Source organism: Pseudovibrio sp. WM33 (genome assembly GCF_001623165.1).
Taxonomy (GTDB): Bacteria; Pseudomonadota; Alphaproteobacteria; order Rhizobiales; family Stappiaceae; genus Pseudovibrio.
In genome coordinates, this window is the sequence record NZ_LMCK01000109.1 from 1 (window position 1) to 19,674 (window position 19,674).

Annotated in this window: 13 protein-coding genes; 7 read left to right on the forward strand and 6 right to left on the reverse strand. The window is 50.3% G+C overall.

Annotation, left to right across the window (positions count from 1 at the left end; all coding sequences use genetic code 11):
* Both PsWM33_RS19265 and PsWM33_RS19270 read right to left on the reverse strand, forming a co-directional pair.
* On the reverse strand, window positions 1–6,169 hold a 6,169-nt coding region (locus PsWM33_RS19265), incomplete at its 3' end, for an FG-GAP-like repeat-containing protein (RefSeq protein WP_153039975.1).
* Between the two features lie 28 nt (window positions 6,170–6,197).
* Window positions 6,198–7,127: a hypothetical protein gene (locus PsWM33_RS19270; protein WP_063301302.1), complete on the reverse strand. Its 930-nt coding sequence runs from the start codon at window positions 7,125–7,127 to the stop codon at window positions 6,198–6,200.
* Window positions 7,128–7,633: 506 nt separating this feature from the next.
* On the opposite strand from PsWM33_RS19270, the gene PsWM33_RS19275 reads away from it, so the two are divergent.
* The 3 genes from PsWM33_RS19275 (at window position 7,634) to PsWM33_RS19285 (ending at window position 8,947) form a co-directional block, all read left to right on the forward strand.
* Window positions 7,634–8,038, forward strand: a complete 405-nt coding sequence (locus tag PsWM33_RS19275) for an IS5/IS1182 family transposase (protein WP_063301303.1) — start codon at window positions 7,634–7,636, stop codon at window positions 8,036–8,038.
* Window positions 8,039–8,127: 89 nt separating this feature from the next.
* Window positions 8,128–8,406 (forward strand): peptide chain release factor family protein, encoded by a 279-nt coding sequence (locus PsWM33_RS28515; RefSeq protein WP_244276720.1) that lies wholly within the window; start codon window positions 8,128–8,130, stop codon window positions 8,404–8,406.
* Window positions 8,407–8,536: 130 nt separating this feature from the next.
* Complete coding sequence (locus tag PsWM33_RS19285) at window positions 8,537–8,947, forward strand: NUDIX domain-containing protein (RefSeq protein ID WP_063296719.1); 411 nt, start codon at window positions 8,537–8,539, stop codon at window positions 8,945–8,947.
* A 15-nt stretch (window positions 8,948–8,962) separates the two neighbouring features.
* Here the strand turns inward: PsWM33_RS19285 and PsWM33_RS19290 are convergent, their stop codons facing one another.
* Window positions 8,963–9,199, reverse strand: a complete 237-nt coding sequence (locus tag PsWM33_RS19290; RefSeq protein WP_063301305.1) for a DUF2061 domain-containing protein — start codon at window positions 9,197–9,199, stop codon at window positions 8,963–8,965.
* A 126-nt stretch (window positions 9,200–9,325) separates the two neighbouring features.
* On the opposite strand from PsWM33_RS19290, the gene PsWM33_RS19295 reads away from it, so the two are divergent.
* Window positions 9,326–10,165 (forward strand): helix-turn-helix domain-containing protein, encoded by an 840-nt coding sequence (locus tag PsWM33_RS19295; RefSeq protein ID WP_063287741.1) that lies wholly within the window; start codon window positions 9,326–9,328, stop codon window positions 10,163–10,165.
* Window positions 10,166–10,174: 9 nt separating this feature from the next.
* On the opposite strand, the gene PsWM33_RS19300 is transcribed toward PsWM33_RS19295, so the two are convergent.
* The 3 genes from PsWM33_RS19300 to PsWM33_RS19310 form a co-directional block, all read right to left on the reverse strand.
* Entirely contained in the window at window positions 10,175–11,587 is a 1,413-nt protein-coding gene (locus PsWM33_RS19300; RefSeq protein ID WP_063287709.1) for an MATE family efflux transporter, read from the reverse strand.
* 242 nt (window positions 11,588–11,829) lie between these two features.
* Window positions 11,830–14,136 carry a nitric-oxide reductase large subunit gene (locus PsWM33_RS19305; protein ID WP_063301306.1) on the reverse strand — a complete coding sequence of 769 codons (2,307 nt, stop codon included), beginning with the start codon at window positions 14,134–14,136 and terminating at the stop codon, window positions 11,830–11,832.
* A 99-nt stretch (window positions 14,137–14,235) separates the two neighbouring features.
* Complete coding sequence (locus tag PsWM33_RS19310) at window positions 14,236–15,936, reverse strand: Na/Pi cotransporter family protein (protein ID WP_063301307.1); 1,701 nt, start codon at window positions 15,934–15,936, stop codon at window positions 14,236–14,238.
* A gap of 742 nt (window positions 15,937–16,678) precedes the next feature.
* Between PsWM33_RS19310 and PsWM33_RS19320 the strand changes: the two genes are divergently transcribed.
* The 3 genes from PsWM33_RS19320 to PsWM33_RS19330 all read left to right on the forward strand — a co-directional run bounded on the left by PsWM33_RS19320 (window position 16,679) and on the right by PsWM33_RS19330 (window position 19,663).
* On the forward strand, window positions 16,679–17,161 hold the full coding sequence (locus PsWM33_RS19320) for a lysozyme inhibitor LprI family protein (RefSeq protein ID WP_063301309.1): 483 nt from the start codon (window positions 16,679–16,681) through the stop codon (window positions 17,159–17,161).
* Window positions 17,162–17,340: 179 nt separating this feature from the next.
* Window positions 17,341–18,240 (forward strand): sulfotransferase domain-containing protein, encoded by a 900-nt coding sequence (locus tag PsWM33_RS19325; protein WP_063301310.1) that lies wholly within the window; start codon window positions 17,341–17,343, stop codon window positions 18,238–18,240.
* 376 nt (window positions 18,241–18,616) lie between these two features.
* Complete coding sequence (locus PsWM33_RS19330) at window positions 18,617–19,663, forward strand: ABC transporter ATP-binding protein (RefSeq protein WP_063301311.1); 1,047 nt, start codon at window positions 18,617–18,619, stop codon at window positions 19,661–19,663.
* The last annotated feature ends 11 nt before the right edge of the window (window positions 19,664–19,674 follow it).

Here is a 19,674-nt window from a genome sequence, read left to right on the forward strand (position 1 = left end):
CAGCCACACCTTCCCCTTCAGCCACACCTTCCCCTTCAGCAGGACCTTCGTCTAGCCCAACATCATAACGGTTGTTGTCCAGATTAACAGGTTCGACTGTTTCAGGGGTGTCCTCTTGGCCGAAATATTTTTCTTTAGCCCTCTCAAAATACTTATAGTAATCACAACTCGCAAGACCAAATACCCCAGTGCCAATGGCTGTATAACCCAATGCATTATGATCGATAACTACCCTGGCTCCACCAAGAGCAAAGGTGGTTGATGTAAAAAAGGTGCAGGCCCCTTGCTGAGGTGTTATCGGTGCATGTCCTGTAGGGTCCGTATACTTTATCGGATTGTTGAGGACGTAAGCATAACTATTGAGGCCATCAGGTGTCAGAGGACCGGCTGCAACCTGAGTATCGGCACTGACAAAGCGCCCTGAGAAGGTGTCATAGTGGCGTGCATTAAAGTCGTATAGGCCTGTGGCTTTTGAATACTCCTTACCACCAAATAACGGACGAAACTTATCGTGATCGGCAGGGGCGATGCTTGGAGTGCCCCAGGGGTCGTATGTCACTCTGGCGTAGGTCGCGCCGGTTTCTTCAGTTACCACTTTGGTGCTGGCTACTTGATCACGGTGGAAAATGAGTGACTGCGGTTCCGCTACTTCGAATGCTTTCGACTCGAATGAAACCTCTGTTCCAAGAGCGTCAATCAACGCTCGGGCGTCCTGCTCAGGCAGTGGCTCGGTAAGCGCAGCAAACTTTCCCTCGGCGTCGTTTAGATAGACAGTATATTCTGCCCCCCCCCCGTTGGAAAGAGTGACCTCATAGTCGGAGGCCAGGTACACGACTACATGGTCGACGGTGCTTCCATCATTTTGATAGACTGTTTTGACCACACGACGTCCGAAGGGATCATAAGTCGAGCGCTCATGAGTTTTTTCATTGAGTTTCGTTTCGAGCAACCAGCCGTTAATGCTGTACTTCAGTCCTAAACTAGTGTCCAGATTATCCCCGGTTTTGCGTTCCGTCATCTCTCCGTTTGCATTGTAAATAGCGCTGAAAATTGGAGCTTCATCATCAGTCCCACTCTGGACCTGATTACCTTCATAGACAAACTCCACACCGTCGCGAGTAATCAGATTGCCAGCGTCATCATAACTGTAAAGGCCCACCGCCGAACCGCTGACGCTCTTCAAGCGCCGGAACATATCGTAGACATACTGTACGCTTGTATCGTTTTCAGCTTCACCAGTGTGACCAGCGCAGGCAAGCTGGCCGGAATTACCATTGTAGTTGCAGTCCAGAATAGATTCGAGATCCCGGCGCTGGTTCCATCCAAAGGCTTCATTGAGCAGTATGGTACCGGCCCCATCGGCAACCCTGTGTGATGCCAGCAAGCCATCTTGCTGGTAGGACCACATCTCGCTGGTCTCGTTGCCGTAAACTGCTGCTTCAGGTTGGTTGTAGGGGTTATATTGAGAGAGCTCAAGCCAAGTATCAAAGCTCTCTCCATCTGCTGCATATGCAACTTTGCTCAGTTGGCCATTTTCCGACCAGTAATTCATTTGAGCTACAGGTCGGGTTCCGTTGGCCAGCGGATATGACCGCGTTAACACACGCCCCAAAGGATCATAACTTAACCCAAATGCTTGTTTGGCTTGTTTCCCCAGCAGCAGGTCCCTGGAGATTGGGCGAGACCATGAATCGTAGCTGTAGTTGTAGCTGATCGCAGGCTCATCAGGCACTGTAATACTTGCTGTCGTCAGATGACCCAAGGTATTGGTATAGCTTTGATCAGCCGCGACATCGTAAGTCATTGTCAGGGATGATTGTAGGGTTCCATTAGGTGATGAACATAAGTCGACCGGCGCACCTTGCGGGGACTTCTCGTAGAGCTTTTGAACCGTTGAGCGTCTCAGAGGATCCCAGAACAACTGGGCGGTTTGGCCCAGGCTGTCGCCTATCCCACACAAATTGCCATGGACATCGTATTGATAGGTCTTAGTGCCTGCGCCGCTGTCACTGCGCTCAATCACGCGACCAAGACTGTCGTATCTCAAACTGTCTATGACCGACGCGCCTGATTTTGGCTTTGGATTGGTCACCTGGGTGATCCGGGCCAGTCCATCGCGCTCAATCGTCGTTTTAAGATCTCCGATCTGAGCTATGTGAACCTTCGCTTGCCGGCCATAATAGCGAAGAGTTCGCGTCTGTGTCATGCTTTCGTCGGTTCCGGCGGCCTGTGTCACTGTCACTGTATTCGGATAGGAATAGGTCCAGGTTTTTGTTGTCGTGGCAGAATTACCATCCATATCCCAACTTGGTTGGCTTGTTTGCCTCCGGCGGCCCAAAGTGTCGTAGTAATAGTCCACCCAGTTCAAAGGATCGCTTGCAGAAGCCGGCAGAGAGTGGCCACTGACATGAGACGCATCAAGGTACTTGGCTTGCACCCCCTGGGATATTCCTTGATCATTCTGGTAGTCGACGGCCACTGTCCGGCCCTGGCCATCCAGAATTCGCGTCAATGAGGTCCAGTCGTCATCAGTCCAAGTATTCAGATAATGTTCAACCACACTCATTTTATTCTGGTTCGGATCGTTGAGATACTCGTGCTTCTTCGTCGTCGCTAGGTCAGTATTATTGGTAAACTTCGCATCAAGATAAGGATAGAGTGCCTTATCAAGGCAGTTGACTGATGCAGCAGAGCCTCCTTGGCGTGGACCCTGAATAGCCGTTGGGCGACCAAAGTCATCAATACAGCTATTGATCAGGTTTCCGTTGGCATCGCTACTCGTCACCTTAATACCAAACCGGGCATCATAGGCATAGTTCTTTGTCAGCGGTCCCTTGCCAGTGCCGGGATCCGGCGAGGTCACCGTTTCCACAAAAGTTGCAAACCCCTTCTCCCGTTCGATATGGTAGGTTGTGTTGCTTACTTCGACTGGCGTCGCTCCGCTCAGCTCAGTCACCGTTTCCACTAAGCCCTGATCGGTGAACGTCATCTTGGCTCCGAGCCAAATATCGTTTTGATCATCCCAACGGAGCCGTCTGGTTCGATTGTGTGTCTCTTTATCGTAGTCGTACTGCTTGTGCTGGAGGTCACCCTGCTGCCATTTCGAGATATCGCTGGTACAATTTTTTTGGGTGGTCTTTTTTTGGTACCGTAGAAGTCCGAAGGTCCAGTTTTTCTCATCTACTGGAAGAAAAGATTGGCAGGTATAAAGAGCTACGCTGGAGGGATCATTTTGATCACCAAGCGCCGAGATCATTGTGAGATTGCCCCAATCATCAAAGTTGAGGTTAGTAGCCACCTTGCTGCCTAGGGTCTTGTCCTCGATGGCACTTTGTTTGGGTGTGACATAAAACACCTTCGTCGCATCGGGATTATATGCAACGTTATTCACCGTACATTGCGACAGGGGCTGAGTGCCGCTCTGTGAATTAACACAATTCCAGGCAATGCTGTCATACTTGCGCACTAAATCAGAGCCGCTGACGCAGGTATCTGGTGCTGGATCTTGCATGTCGCAGACTGTTCGTGTCGCTACGCGACTGTTGAATGGGAAATCTTGTCTATAGGTTGTTGTGGTCTGTGCCTTAAGCTGGGGGTCGTTTACCGTTACGCTCTCAAAGCCTAACCAGCCCCGACCAATCAAATTGATCTCGCCATTTTCATAGCTATAATCATAGCTATATTGAAACGCTCCTGATTTATTCAGATCTGCATCGTTCTTATCGGTGTAACTCGCGACCACATAGCGAGCGTTGCGCAATCTCTGGACCGGATAGCTTTGCACAAGCATAGGTGATAGCGGTGTCGTACTATAAAGGTTTGCGATTCCGTTGAGTACGGCTCCAATTTGAGGCAGCTTCGTGTTTTGGTACACCGAACCATCAGTAACTGGCTTGGACGTCAGCACGATCTGACGGCCATAGCCATCGGTGACCGTATTGAGCATATCGGCAGCCTGGTTCGCATCCGCAACACTCGTCTTACCGGTTGAACTCTCATATGCTCCCGCATAATTGAATACGCTTTGGCTGGACCTCGCGGTGAAGATGTCGGTGAGACCATCACCGTTGAAATCTCCGAGAAAACTATTTTCATCAGACAGAGACTGTAAGATTGCTAACTGCGAACCTTCCGATTCAACCGTGTGAAACGTGGTTCCATTGCCCAGATACATTAGTCCCCAGTTATTGCCTCCATTGGGAGGGTTGCCGTTGTTGCAAATGGTATTCGGGGGGGGACTGTTGCTGTTGCAACTATAATATACATTGTTTGTAAAGAAGTCGGCCAGACCATCGCCGTTAAAATCACCAACAACGCTGTTTTGATTTATTTTTAGTCCTTTTAACTGCTGACCATTTTGGAACCCGCTGCCGGTACCATAGTTAATATACCCGCTGCCATCCCCGTTAAATACTGTGACATCAGTGAGGCCATCAGCGTTAAAATCAGCGATCCAGTGGTAATCCCCCTCCAATTCAGCGCTCTGCAGGGAAATGCCTTTGGCCAATGTAGTTTCGCCGCTGGAGTTACCTTCCGATATGTAAAGTTGGTTTGCACCACCGCTCTTGAGAACCAGTAAATCGGCCCTGCCATCACCCGTAAAATCGGCGATATAGTTTTCACCAGAGTTGTCCAGCTCCAGGCTCGTACTGGTATCACTTGCCTTTTTGAAAACGGTTCCTTCGCTTAAGTAAATCGTCCCGGCACCAAATTGAACCGTCAACAGATCACTGAGCCCATCACCGTTGAAGTCACCGCTAAGCAGAAAGTCTGGCTTAGATATGCCAAGGTCATTGTTATGACAAGTGAAAGGAAGATTGGCGGCGCTCAGGCACAATTGGTACTTTCCATTACTTGCCAGCAAGAACACATCGGTAAGACCGTCACCGTTAAAATCACCATAAGTATGGTCGGCATAATCATTAAACTCAACACCGCTTGGCCATGGATTTTTCACGCCTTCAAAACCAGTGCCCGTGGGGTTAGTTAAGTAAAGTTGATCCTGTTGATCACCCCAAAGAATATCTGTGCGACCATCACCATTGAAATCACCGACAGTGCCAGTCTGATTATCTGGAATGTCTGTTCCAGTAGTTTTAAAAAACAGGCTATTAGCCCCGGAGGTCCACGTAAATCTTGTGGGATTAAGACAGATGCCTGATGACGTGCATTGTGTCACAGATGCCAGGCGACTGCGTCCGGTTGTCGGAGCCTGATCGTATGCCAGATTATAGCTCATGACCGTCTGAGGTTTGCAGGCACCACCATCGGAACAGACCGATGGATGAATGCTGGTTTCGATCTGAGACAGACGGAGATTTGTCCTGATGATCCCACCTCCCAGATATCTATCAATCGGATCGCTGCGGGTCTCATAGACAAATTGGATTTTGCGAGCATCCGGTTGAATTAAATTCTCCGACCCGCCGGGAGAATATTGGATGGTATCCAGGTAGACTTGTCCAGTGTCACCCTGATTTGACGTATTTCCATCTTTACAGGACATCTGCATGCACGGAGTCTGGGTGTAATGAAACGACATAGTATTGCCGTTGGCGTCTTTGACGGTATCTTGCATCCATGCTCGGATCGATCCTGCGGGGATCGAAGTACCACTTAATGCGTTGACTTTGATCGCCGCTCCGTTTGAGTATCCAAAAGTGCTGTAAGTCCCATCTTTACGCTCAACCTTGAACGAACAAGGTCCTGAGCCACAGGTTCCCGTCGATGTGATCCGCTTCCAGCTTTCATTCTGGGTTCGGTATTCATTGGGACCGACTTTGATCAGGCGCTGACCATTGAGGCAAAATTGATCACTACTGGAGTAATTGACACCACCTTTGACGCCATCAGTGACAATCTGAGTGCCGCAACGTGTGATTGCACTCACTCCCCGCAGGTGAACACCTACCCCGAGGATGCCGTTACTCGCCCCGGCTACATAATCCAAACTCAATGAAGGCTGAATGCCGCGCGTTCCCGGAGGGAGCGTTAGTGGCATCTTATAGCTTGCGCTGCCCTGAGAGACCACAAACGAACCTTTGATCGAACCTGCAACTTGTGAAGGGGACGGCGATGCCTGAACTGAATTCAACTTCAATTCGAAGTTTTCTACGTTGAATATAAAAAGACAATACCCAAGTGCGACAGCTAATACATTTCTGATCATGATATTTAGTCCCAATGAATAAACCGGTTCAAGTATCAGCTATCGCTTGCTCGGGTTCGTGCAAAACGTCTGATGTTATTTGTTGCTCAACTGTGACGGTGTAATCATTATGGCCATCCTCATCAGGGCTAATTGTGGCCATGTATCCGGCATCAGAACTGAAGGTACATTCCGGTTTTTTTTGATATCCCTTTGGAATGATCTGGCAGGTGAGGTCATTGCTAATGTTATAGGTCAAGTACACGTCAGGTTTATTCGTATATTCTGGGCAGCAGTTTACTATTAGGGTTTGACCAGGTCCCACTGAAGAAGTGCCATTAAGAACCATTGGCGGAGTGCTCTGCTTAGGACCTTCAACGGAATCGTTATTAAGTTCACGTGGCCCCTCATATTTCTTGAGCGTGAGCCAGCTACCCAATGTGTTGTTGACGTGTACCTGCGTTGTTGGTGTATAGGCAACGTGTTGGAGATTATCTTTCAGATCGCGGTGGACTGCAGCGTCGCGACTGTACACATTGACTCTAACAGTCAGGTCATCGTTTGATTCTGAATAAAGAGTACTGTTCTCCACGACCACAAAGTATTGATCTTGCCCCAGATTACCGGATTGACTTTCGAGCTCCACGAAAACAAAATTTTCATAAACTCTGGGTTCATATTCTTCTTCGTAAGTGTCCCCGAAGTAAACAATATTCATATTTACTTTATTGGGGAGTTCGTAGGTTACATAACCTCTGGCTGGGTCCGAATGACTATTCGCTTTGCCGCAGAATGCATGCGGTTGATGCCCATTCCCCACAGAGTTATTATCTGGATAATTTTCGCCAGAGTAGATCGATGTAATAGTATAATTATAATTGTCCTCGATTGATCCTTTCGCGTAATAATTTTCTTGTTGAAGTATAACCTCGCTACCATCAAGATAGCTATAGATATCTACATAAATGTGTATTCCCATTTCGTACCCCAAGTTAAATATGGTCTATTTCATTGTTTTTACTGATGTGGATGATTTAGTGCCGAAGCCAACAAATATAAAAATATTATATAATATATAATCAAGTTATATTAAGTATATAATTTAAGTAATATTTAAATATTTTTATTATCCTAAAGGCGCCATGCTGCAAATAGTATTAATCGTTACTTGAGCTTGTTTTACTCGTAGTCATGTCTAGAGTTACTCTGCGTTTGATGTCATTTCAATGAGAAATAATTGAGAGATCTATTGCTTTTGTCTATAGCGGCAGATAAGCACTTTCTTGATGTTATCTTGTTGCCGTCAATCTCCCTGCTCAGGTGGGAACACATCATTTTTTCGGGAGATTTCAACCGGCGCTCTGATGGGGTAGAGCGCAAAATCGTGAGACCGTTGAACATAACGCCAACGAGGTCGGCGTTGTTGCAGTATCCCCCTGACGTGGAGTATCTTCTCTGAAATTTCCTTTTCAGAAGATCTACTTAATGCCATTTAAACAGACTGCTGATCGGCGTCACAAGTTCGATAAAGCCCAATTCAAAGTGACGAACTGGTCGGACTATAACGCGAGCTTGCGCCGCCGTGGTGACATCACGGTCTGGATTGACGAGGACGTCACTGAAGCCTGGGTTGCCCCAGTGAGTACCCGACCCGGAAGAGCCGCCACGTATTCGGATCTTGCCATTGAAATCTGTTTGCGCGTCAAGTCTGTGTTTAGTTTGGCTTTACGGCAAACACAGGGATTTGTTCGCTCTGTGTTCGCGTTGTTGGATCTGACCTTACCAGTTCCTGACTATAGCACGGTGTCGCGTCGAACTGCTGGATTGAACCTTACCCAAGTCAGGTCTGACAAGACTGCAGGCCCGGCTAGCCTTGTAATCTCATTTTGAATTGCGCAACACGGCCGTATGGCACCATCAAGTGGACATGCCAGAGTCCGTTTCGCCCCAACCACAAACGGCAGAACTGGTTCATTGGCGTGTTTGAGTTGCCAGCCCTGACGGAGGACCGCGGAGAGCCGAAACCGGAAGAGCTTCGGTTTGAGACTTTGCGCGTTGGTGGCCCGGGTGGCCAACACCAGAACAAGACTGAAAGCGCGGTGCGTGTGACTCACGTGCCGACAGGTCTCGCTGTGGTGGCCAGAGATGAACGCTCGCAACAAGCAACTCGCTGTGCAGCGCTTACAGGAAAAAATTGCAGGTCTTTCTGTGACAGAAAAGGACCGCCTGCGGAAAACACAGCGACAGCTTCATCATGAACTAGAACGTGGAAATCCTGTGCGCTGCTTTAAAGGTGCACGATTTAAGGAGATCTAATGTGAACAGCCACGAAGTGGCTCTTTAAGATAGCACTCGTGGTTCAGATTCGGGTTTAAGGGAGGCTCTTGGATGACTGATATTGTGAATGGGCTGCTGCTGCGAAACAACCATGTCCTTATGGGGCTTCGGTCCCCGGCCCGGCGGAATTTCCCGGGCGTTTGGAGCTTCCCCGGTGGTCATGTTGAAGCTGGGGAGGAGCTGGAAGCGGCTCTTTTGCGGGAACTGAAAGAGGAAGTGGACATTAAGGCAGAAGCCTTTGCCAAGGTCACTGAGTTCAGAACTCAAGTTAACGATCAGCACAATGCAACCGTCTTTCATCTGTTCACTGTGACCCAATGGCAAGGTGACACAAAGAACCTTGGTGATGAGCATACTGAACTGCGATGGGTGAATTTTCAGGGGGCTGTCAGCCTGCCCGACCTTGCGTTTCCTGAGTATCGTGTGATCTTTGGCGTGCTAAGAGGACGAGGGGAGCTGTGAGACAGCTCCAATAGATTAACTCTGCGTTTTCTGCTGTGTGTCTGCACCGGCAATTTTGCGGCCCCACTGGATGTTGGACCAAACCATCTCATGCAGGAAGTAGAAAATGAAGCCGAGGATGGAGCTGACGATGGCAATGCCGCCGCCGAGCGTGACGGAGCCCGTAAAAATAAATCCGATCAACGTCATAGTGAAAAGTCCCATGACTTGCCAGGTAATTGATTTTGTAAAAATGCGTGATGCAGAGTCCATATAAGATGTCCAGGTAAGAATGTAATTCCTCCTCTCGTTGCTACCGGAAAAAATGCAGATTGGACATTTGGTATATTAGCTGCAATAAATTCATTTTGTTGATTTTATTCTGCAATGGTGATTTTGATGGACAAGCGTGACAGAGCGACTTTGTTTCGAAACAGGTTGTTTGAAGCGATGGCTGAGGCCGATGTGACGCGCAGCCAACTGGCTCGCAATGCGGGTGTTGATCGCTCTACCGTTGGTCAGTTGCTGAACAATGAAAACCCGCGGTTGCCCAACAGCCAGTTGCTGGCCGATCTGGCAGCCTCGCTCAGGGTGAGTGCGGATTGGTTGCTAGGGCTCACCAACAGGCCAGAGCGTCCGGGTGATATCATTGCAGCTGCAATGGCCTTGAGCCCGGCGGAGCGATCCTCCGTTGATGAGCAGATCCTCAACTGGCACAAGGAAGCAACCGGACTGAAAGTGCGCCATGTGCCAGCCACTCTGCCTGACATTTTAAAAACAGACCGTATGCTGGCGTGGGAGTATGCCTCGTTTCGCGGGTTGGACCCTGAAGAGGTGGTTGGGTCTATCAGCGGACAGCTGGACTGGTTGCGCTCGCGTCAGTCTGATTATGAAATCGCCATCCCGCTTCATGAGATACAAGCCTGCGCGCAAGGCATTGGCTATTATGCGCATCTGAATAAAGAAACGCGGGTTGAGCAGTTGAAATTTGTGGCAGATACCTGCCGCCAAATGTTCCCTCGCTTGCGCCTGTTTCTCTTTGATGCGCACAAAGTCTTTAGCGCACCGATTACCATCTTCGGACCAAATCTGGCGGTGGTCTATGTAGGGCAGTGCTATCTGGCATTTCGTGAGGCGGAAAGGGTCAGCTCGCTCACTGATCATTTCGACTGGCTTGTCCGCGAGGCCTCCGTGGATGCCAGAGACGTCGCAGATTATGTGGAGACCCTGATCGCGTAGATTAGCGGCTCAAGTCACTTCGGTTCTCTCAATTTCGGTCTCCCATGCAGGCTCGGGCAGGTTGTGCTCTTTCAGGCAAGAAAAGATCTTGACTGTGAACAGCAGGCCGAGCCCCAGCTCGAATGTGCTCAGGGAGATCCAGATGAGTTGAAGCGCACCCTCCTCAATGCTCCAGTTGTAAGCAATCAGATAGGAGGCCGGGACGCTGCCAAACCACATGGTGAGGATGCGGGTTTTGAAAACATATGTGTTTTGGTGAAAGCTCTGCAACATACCGCTGGCGATGAAGGAAACAGCAAAAGCCACCGCATAATACCAGATGTGTGAGGTGACGGAGACTGACAGCTCGAAAATGTCCTGCCCATAATTGCCAAGCGAGAACAGAGAGGTGATCTCCCGATCAAAGCTCTGCAACAGCACCGTCACGACTGCCACATAGGAAAAGGCCACAAACAGGGAGGCGCTGGCAATTTTAGGAATACGCTCAAACTGATTGCGGCCAATGGCTTGGGAAGACAGGATCGTCGCGCCATTGGCAATGCCGATCACCGGAATGATGCCGACATAATTGAGAATGACGTTGAAGTTGTTGGCCGCCAGTGCGGTGGCCCCCACCATGGATACAGCCCAGATGATGGCGGTGTTGCCAATCTCATCCGTACTGTCATGTGCGCCCAAAGGGACACCGCGTTTGAAGAGCGCAATCACCTCAAAAGCCCGCCGTGATTTACTGATCAAGGCCTTCGCCTCATTCAACGCTGCAACCCGCAGGGCGCGAGGTGTTTGAGTGAGGTAGACAACCAACACAGCGAGGGACCCAAGCACCGTGCCGATGGCGGAACCCGCCATGCCAAGCTCGGGAAATCCATAGAGCCCGAACACCAGAACATAGGTCATGGGCATGGACACCAACTGGCCTGCAATGCTGGCCTTAAAAATGAGGCGTGTGTTTCCAACAGCGCCAAAATAGCAACTCGCTGCGCCATCAAGGATCATGATGGACCCAAACAGCATGGCCCAACTGAGATAAATATTCTCCAGTGCAATGATTTCACCCGGTCGGGAGCTGAACTGCGACAGGTTCATCAGTAAAGGCAGTGTGAGGATGAGGCCCAATACGCACAGGATTGCGACGGCAAACAGTCTGCCACCCATCTTGTGTGCCGCTTCTATTCCGCTGCGGGCATAAGCTTCTGCGATGACTGATCGGCCAATCTGGGTGACGCCGGAGAAGAAGGAGATTGCGGACATGCCCATGAAGACCGCCGGGCCAGAGGCCGTGAGGGTCTGTTCGGAATAGGCGGCGAGACACAGTCGGTCTACGATCATCATCAGAGTTCTGCCGGACATGGCCAGCATCAAAGGACCTGAAATGCGCAGAACCCGCGTCAGTTCATGATGGAACAGCGGAAATCTAAGCAACTAAGAAATGTACCTTACGGAAATAAAACTAAAAATCGTAGCCAGTATATATAGCTCTTTCTAATTATAGGTGCACTTTTACGCAATGCACATGGCTATACACATGAATGAGAGTATGTGTTGCTACTCCGCCACAAACGGTGTATGCCGCTACGTTTTCAGGCCTCGCCGACTTAATGAGGTGAGGCCTGTTTTTTATGGCTTTATAAGCACTTGCTCAGTATGAGAGTGCGCTTGAGGCCTTAAGCTTTTGCCGTCTGTTCTCTTTCATTTACTGGTTGGCCAAAGTAAGCCCGATACATGAACATGACGATTGAAAAGATACCCCAGCTAAAGACAATGTCTCCGGGCACGCGTGCCCAGACCAATGCAGTCATAACCGGGCCATGGATCGTTTCTGGTGCACGAGCGAGCCAGTAACTCTCAGTAAAGCTGATGTAGGACTGGTAAATCCCCTGCGGTATCAGCGAGAGCCCAAGCATCATGGCAAGGCCGATATTGAGCCCCCAGAACGCTTGCTGCAGCCACTTGTCACTCCAGCGATTGTCTGGAATGAGTGAGCGCAGACAGAACAACATGAGGCCAATACCCAGCAGGCCATACACACCAAACATGGCGGCGTGGCCGTGGGCTGGTGTGGAATTGAGCCCTTGCATGTAATAGAGCGCCAGTGGTGGATTGATGAAGAAGCCGAGCAAACCGGCACCAACCAGATTCCAGAACAGAACCGAGGCGAAGAAGTTAAGCGGCCACTTGTAGTGGTTGATCCATTGAGTGTTCTGTTCCAGCTTGTGGGTCTGATAGGCCTCAAAGCCGATAACCAATAGCGGAACAACCTCCAGCGCCGAGAACACTGCCCCAAGCGCCAGCACACCGATTGGAGTACCGCTCCAGTACAGGTGGTGGAATGTGCCCAGCACACCGCCGGCCATAAAGATGATGGTGGCGAAAATGACGGCGACAGCTGCGGTTGAGGCGCGAAGCAGTTGCAGATTCACAAAAATGAGTGCAATGATGGCTGTCGCGAACACCTCAAAGACGCCTTCAACCCACAAATGAACCACCCACCAGCGCCAGTATTCCATGACGCTGATATGAGTGTTCTGGCCCCAAAGCAGGCCTGCGCCGTAAAGTAAACCAATGGCAACAGCGGACAGTAGTGTGAGAGCAATGAGACTGCGATTATGACCGCCCTTCAACGCGGGATAGAGAGCACGCAGGACCAGACCGGTCCAGAGCAGCAGGCCGATGAAGAGGAAGATCTGCCAGAAGCGCCCCAGATCAACATATTCGTAGCCCTGATGACCGAACCAGAAGTTCATCGTGCGGGAGAAGAACTGATTGACCCCGAGCCATTCGCCAGCAAATGAGCCCACGACGATAATGATGAGACAGAGCCAAAGGAAGTTGACGCCAAGCGTCTGATAGGCTGGGTCTTTGCCGGAAAGTAACGGTGCCATGAACAGGCCTGTGCCCAGCCAGGCCGTTGCGATCCAGAACACTGCCAGCTGTGTATGCCAGGTGCGTGAGATGGAATAAGGAATAAACTCCGCCAGTGGGATGCCATAGAGATCCTGCCCTTCAACGGCGTAGTGAGCGGTGAGAATTCCCAGTGCCACCTGCGCAACCATCAGACCCACAACCACCCAAAAGTATTTGGCTGTTGCCCGCATGGATGAGGTTAGTTTTACATTCGCCAGCGGATTTTTTGATGCAGCACCGCCTTCCGGCACAATGCGCTCACGCCATAAATCATACTGGCGCACGTAGTAAAAACACAGCGCTCCCGCACATCCGAGCAGTAGGAGGATACTGACAATGGTCCAGATGAAGGCTGCTCCGCTTGGCTGATTGCCGACCAATGGTTCATGCGGCCAGTTGCTGGTGTAGGAGATTGTATCATCTGGCCGGTTCGTGACGGAACTCCAGGAGGTCCAGAAGAAGAAAGCGGAGAGTTTTTGGGCTTGGTCTGGTGTGATCAGGATGTTGGGAGGGAAGGCGTAATCGTCTCGAAGATTTTGCCCGTCGATGTTGTCATAGGATGAAAACAACCTTGTGAAGTGATCTTCCACCTGACTGACGGCAATTGCCCTGTCATCTGAAATTGTGATGGTTTCGTTGGCAGGGTTGTAGCGGTTGCGCCGCATTTCGTCTTCTATGAGGACCTGAAGGAAGGCCCGTTGCTCATCGCTTGGTGGGGTGTAACCGGAGCCAACCCGATCGCGGTGGTAAACATCCAGAAGAGCCAGTGCTTCACGGTGCAGCCAGTCGGTGGACCAGTCCGGCGCTACATAGCTGCCATGACCCCAGACGCTGCCCTGTTGCATGCCACCTAAAGACTGCCAGACATTCTGGCCTTCTTCGATGTCATCCTTTGTGTAGATGATATCGCCATTGTCCGAGACCACCATGTCCGGGATCGGCGGTTTCAAGCGGTAAATTTCGGCGCCAAAAAAGAGCAGAACACCAAAGGAGAGGACCATGCCAACGGCGAGGAATATCCAAAGCCGTTTGAGTGAAAAGGTTACATCATAGTCCTTGTCAAACATGCTTTTAGCTCCTGACCTTGGGGGAAACACTGGCTTGCGTTTCAAATCAGAGTATCAATCTGACTTCGGCCGTGCCTCCCTCAAAGTTAGGAGAGGCGCTTATGTGCTCACTGGTACGGCGCTAACCGGGTTTTTCTGTGGCTCGTTGGTGAGCCTGCTGCGTAGTAGTTCGCCTTCCCCTTCAACAATCGGGTAGGCAACAGTGGTCAAAAGCGCATTCAGGTACTTCAGATCACTGATGGTTTCCAGATGAATGGAGCTTGTTGTCCGGCTGGATTGACGGTTCTGGCTCAGGCGGCGCAGGTGCGCATCGCGGCTCTTGTATTCCAACTCACGTACAAGAACCTTGCGAGCAACCAGATCCCGCGCAAGCTCAGCATCGCGAGTGATGAGCACACGCAGAGAGAGTTGCAGGTTTTGCAGCACTGCGGCGTGGAGGTCTTTGATTTCCTTCCAACCTTCCTGTGAGAACTCCTTGTTGAGGCCGGATTTCTTCTCTGCCAGAACAAGCAGGTTGCGCTGAACGACATCGCCCATCTGTTCCAGACAAACGCAGTAGTTCATCAATTCCGTATACTTCTGATAGTCCTCATCGCTCATGGATTTGGTGGTCACATCAGTCAGATACTCTTTGATGGAGCGGTGCAGATCGTCGATCTCGTCATCCATCTTCATCAACCGTCTGGCTGTGTTTGCATCATCACCACGGAACACCACCATCACACCGCGCAGCATGGCTTCCACCTTTTCGCTCATATGCAGCATTTCACGGGTAGCGGCGTTAAACGCGAGGTCGGGGGTTTCCAGCAACTTGCGGTCAAGCAGGCTGAGGCGCTCCATAACAGCATCTTCGTCAGACTGGCCTGCGCTATCAGAGATAATGAGTTTGGTCAGGCGAGCGACAATGCCAATGGTTGGAATGCCCAGCAGAACAACAGCAAGGTTGAACCCACTGTGGAAGTTAGCGATTGCACGTGCCGGATCATCGCCCAGCATGTCGATGGTAAACACATCAAAGCGCATCAGCAGCAAAGTGATCAATACACCGGCCACGCGGAAGATCATATTGCCAAGCGGTACACGGCGTACATCTGCACTATCGCTCATGGTAAGGACCAGAGGGATAATACTGGAACCGATGTTTGCGCCTAAAATGAAGAGCAGAGCACCTTCCATTGGCAGCACGCCTGTGCTTGCCAGTGTCATGATCATGAGAACCACTGCAACGGATGAATGCAACAGCCAGGTCAAAGCAGCTGCAGTGATGATCGCAACGAATGGGTCACCGATCAGCAGGTTGAGGATGACAGGCAGAGCTCCACTTTCACGCAGAGGCTCGGAGGCCATGCCGATGAAAGACAGTGCGATCAGCATCTGGCCCACGCCAATGATGATGCGGCCAGACTGGCGCATGGTGCGTGTGCTGCCGCGGGAGAACAAGGCGCCACCAACCACAAGACAAACTGGGAGAAGCCAGCTGAGGTCCAATGAGAGCACCTGAACGACCATGGTGGAGCCAAGGTCTGCGCCAAGCATGATGGCAAGACCAGCTGCCAGCGTAATAGAGCCTTTGTTGATGAACCCGCGCGCGAGAATGGCTGTGGCCGTTGCACTCTGCAAGATGATGGAGACTAGAAAGCCGGTTGTGAAGCTGGTGTAGCGGTTTTTGGAAGCCTGCTGCATCCAACCTTGGAATTTTTGACCAACTGCTCGCTCAACGCCTGTCCGGATCATTCTGGTGGCCCAAAATAGTAGGGAAATGCCGGCAGCAAGGTGTAGAAGTATTTCAAAACTGCCCATCACAGCCTCCGGATTCAGCTCTCGCGGTTATTAATAGGAGGCTCACTTAAACGCAGTTGTCGTGATGCACGGCAAAGGTCTTTAAGCAGGAGTTGTCGGACTATCAGAATATGCGAGATCTCTCGCTTCCCCGTTTGGACGAGAAGGGAAGCAAGGGATCGCTCGCGTGCCTTGGGAGCTTTAGCGGATTCTTGAAATTGATCCGGCAACCAAATTAGCCACCTCAATGATTTAATAAATAACGTAAGACACTTATGCCAATAACTCAATATACTTAGCTCAATTATGGCGAGAATTTTGCGCAAGTATTGCGTTTTTTGTGGCGTCGCGTGATGAAAGCAGACCAATAAAGTTGAAGTGTATGAAATCACGCAAGCTTTTGAAATATATGAATAATTATTAGCTGGCGAACCAACGGGAAGTGTAACAGGCAAAATGCGCACAGCGTGCGTTTTCCCCAGCCCGTCACAAAATCGTAATATGGCGTCTTTTGCTCCGTATTTCCCGTATATGACTCGGTTTCGCCTAGGTTTGACTAACTGAAGCAAAGGCGCATCAAGTTGAATGACCTGCTGCTCTCTTGTGTCGTGTTTTAAACCAAACCAGTTTGACATGTAAAAGAAACAGGAAATCTGTAAGGCTCTGTAGAGAATGACTAGGTTTTTCTCAGTGACTTGGGTTAGCAATTTCTCATAGCGGATCACCTATCACATTTTATAGAGAAAATTACTTTGAGGTTTCTATGAGTTTTATTCGCACGTCTCTGTTCTCGCTTTCGTTGGCTTTCGCACTCAACTCTCCCTCTCAGGCGGCTGAAGAGCCAACTGAGGAGCAGGCTGCCATCATCGCCAAATGCGTAGATGAGAAGGGCGGTGGCTATCCAGCTATGGCTTATTTTGGGGAGGTGATGGAACAGTGTATCGGCAGCCAGTATCAAAACAGCCACATGATTTTCTGCGCAGTGCATGAATATATGGTCTGGGACCAGCGCTTCAACACTGCGTATGCTGAGATCATGAAGCTTGCCAGCACCAATGTGAAAGCCAGTCTGAAGAATGCGCAACGCAACTGGATCAAGTTTCGTGATGATACGTGCTCCGCGAATGCGCTGATTTATGAGGGAGGCAGCCACGCACCGCTCGCCATGTCCGTTTGCATGGGAGACCAGACTGCGGTGCACAGCCTGCAGCTCCAGCAATTTCTTGTCGAAGCTGGCCCGCACTAATCAGGATTGAGAGTGCTCACTGATGAACATGGCCTCTCCCTTTAAAGGGGCCAATATTCGGGAATAGCAGTACAGGCCAATGTGGTTAGGCTGAACGGATGCTCGTTTCAAAATCTGTCGCGTAATCCATTTTGAAATCCGACCCCGCGTTTCAGGGATACGTCTTAAGGTCTGTGCTGATGAAGAAGGTTCTGATCCATATCGGTGCGCATAAAACCGGTACAACTGCCCTGCAAAAGCAGCTCTACTCCAAACACCCTGATTTGTTTGATGATCGCACGAGCTTCAAAGCAAGCTCATTTATGCGGCTCTATGAAAACCGTATGATCAAGCCCAAGGCAGAGGAACTGGCGGACCTTTTTCAGGAAGCAATTACTAAGCCAGAGACAGACACCTATAGAATTTCTCACGAAAGACTCATGGGGAAGGCGTTCGTCCACAAACAGTTCTATCCTAACGTCAAACGTTACTCTCAGCTCGTGAAAGAACTGCAGCGACGAGGTGTGCAAGTTAAAACGCTGGTCACCGTGCGAAACCGTACCGATTTCCTGGTCTCGTTCTTTCTCCATTGCCTGTCGTGGCAGGGCACTCCCAAAACCTTTCATGAATTTGCAAATAAGGCAGTCACTCCCTCGTTTGCATGGCAAAGTGTTGCACAGCAACTAGAGCGGATTTCTGTCACGTACCTGCCTCAGGAGGCGATGGAGAAGCATCCGGTTGAGTATGTTGATGTCATAAACAAGTTTTACGAGAAGAAACTGCTGGAGCCGGATGATCTCGGCCACCGGGCGAACTCGGGTCTAAATGAGCTCGGACTATCAATCATTCCGCAGCTTTCTGCGATTGAGGATGCAGGGCTTCGGGGCGTGTTGCTCAAGTGTGCGCTTGATTATTGCAAACAAGGCAAACGAGCAGCGGTCCTTTCCAAAGATGTTGAGGGGATTTATCGCAAGCATTTTCTGGAAAGAGACATTGCTTTTGCCAAAGCAAACTTCCCTGCGCCGTTCCGAAAAATCTATTCACAGACGAAACCAGTGGCAGAACAGTTCTGGTTTGCCTTCGCAAAGGCTGACGCCTGAGGCGGGTCTTAGTGCAACCTTCAAACCGTCAATCTTAAAAATTCCAGTGTCCCTACAAAGGGTTGAATAGGAGTGGATACGGAGACTAGCGTGCTTGCTGACTGCAATTCCGAGTGAGAGGAGCAGCTTTGGATGACGGCAAGTCGCTGATATCCTGTATGGCAGCCCTCATAACGTTAAACTCACGCCGGTTTTACTGTACCGTCAGTAACGCACTGGCATAGTGTGTAAATCACTTAACTGACAGGAGAAACCTGACCTCCTCCGATTTATAGGGTAGGCTTGTGCTATTGCGCAGGTTTCGCTGCAGCTTGAAAGCAACAATAATAACAGATGGACGCATACGTCCCGATCAAGATGAGTGAAGAGGCGCCGTGTGACGCAGGTTCAGCTGAAAAACCTCTCAAAAGTGTTCTCAGGAACGCCAGCGGTTGATGCCATTGATCTTGATGTGGCGTGCGGCGAGTTTCTGGTGCTGTTGGGTCCATCTGGCTGCGGTAAAACCACGAGCTTGCGTATGGTCTGTGGTTTGGAGCAACCGACCTCCGGTTCCATCTGGTTCAATGGGCTGGATGTGACCACTCTGCCTGTCCAGAAGCGAAAAGTTGGCCTTGTTTCTCAGCGCTTCGGCCTGTTCCCACATATGACAGTGGAGCAGAACGTGGCCTTTGGTCTGTCTGTGCGCGGCCTTTCAGCAGATGAGCAGATGCGGCAAGTGGGTGAGATGTTGGAGATTGTCCGCCTCTCTGCGTTTGCCAAGCGCTTTCCTGCTCAGCTGTCCGGTGGGCAAATGCAGCGTGTTGCAATTGCCCGTACGTTGGTGACCAAGCCTGAAGTGCTGTTACTGGATGAGCCTATGGCGAGCCTTGATACGCTGCTGCGTACTGAGATGCGCCAGTTTATCCGCGATCTGCATGATGAGTACGGTATGACGACGCTGCTGGTGACTCATGACCAGATTGAGGCGATGGATCTTGCGGACCGGATTGCGGTGATGTTTGACGGTAAAATTGCCCACCTTGCAGCACCTGATGAGATCTACCAGCGTCCAGCGAATGAACAGACCGCCCGTTTTATGGGGCATTCCAATATCTTTGCATGCACACCAACATCTGATGGGCATATCGAGAGCCCTTATGGCCAGCTCATGCTGGGAGCTGGATCAAGTCTTGGCACTAAACAGCCATCAAAGGCTATGCTGCGGTTTGAAAGCATACAGATTGAAGAGTGCCGCGAAACACCGCAGAAAAATGCGTTCTCCGGCACAATCATACGAGCAGAATTTCTTGGTGCGATGATGCGCTACACGCTTCAGGTGGGAGAGGGATCTCTGACCGTTGAGGAAGCATCTACAATCAAAAGAAAAACAGGCGATGCGGTCACCGTGACCTTACCGCCAGAGCAAATTTGGCTGCTGCAGTAAAAGCGGCTGAA

Excerpts from the sequence above, each read along its gene's own strand:
- PsWM33_RS19270 (WP_063301302.1), bottom strand. The coding sequence starts at position 7,127 with ATGGGAATACACATTTATGTAGATATCTATAGCTATCTTGATGGTAGC.
- PsWM33_RS19275 (WP_063301303.1), top strand. The coding sequence starts at position 7,634 with ATGCCATTTAAACAGACTGCTGATCGGCGTCACAAGTTCGATAAAGCC.
- PsWM33_RS19285 (WP_063296719.1), top strand. The coding sequence starts at position 8,537 with ATGACTGATATTGTGAATGGGCTGCTGCTGCGAAACAACCATGTCCTT.
- PsWM33_RS19290 (WP_063301305.1), bottom strand. The coding sequence starts at position 9,199 with ATGGACTCTGCATCACGCATTTTTACAAAATCAATTACCTGGCAAGTC.
- PsWM33_RS19295 (WP_063287741.1), top strand. The coding sequence starts at position 9,326 with ATGGACAAGCGTGACAGAGCGACTTTGTTTCGAAACAGGTTGTTTGAA.
- PsWM33_RS19305 (WP_063301306.1), bottom strand. The coding sequence starts at position 14,136 with ATGTTTGACAAGGACTATGATGTAACCTTTTCACTCAAACGGCTTTGG.
- PsWM33_RS19310 (WP_063301307.1), bottom strand. The coding sequence starts at position 15,936 with ATGGGCAGTTTTGAAATACTTCTACACCTTGCTGCCGGCATTTCCCTA.
- PsWM33_RS19320 (WP_063301309.1), top strand. The coding sequence starts at position 16,679 with ATGAGTTTTATTCGCACGTCTCTGTTCTCGCTTTCGTTGGCTTTCGCA.
- PsWM33_RS19325 (WP_063301310.1), top strand. The coding sequence starts at position 17,341 with ATGAAGAAGGTTCTGATCCATATCGGTGCGCATAAAACCGGTACAACT.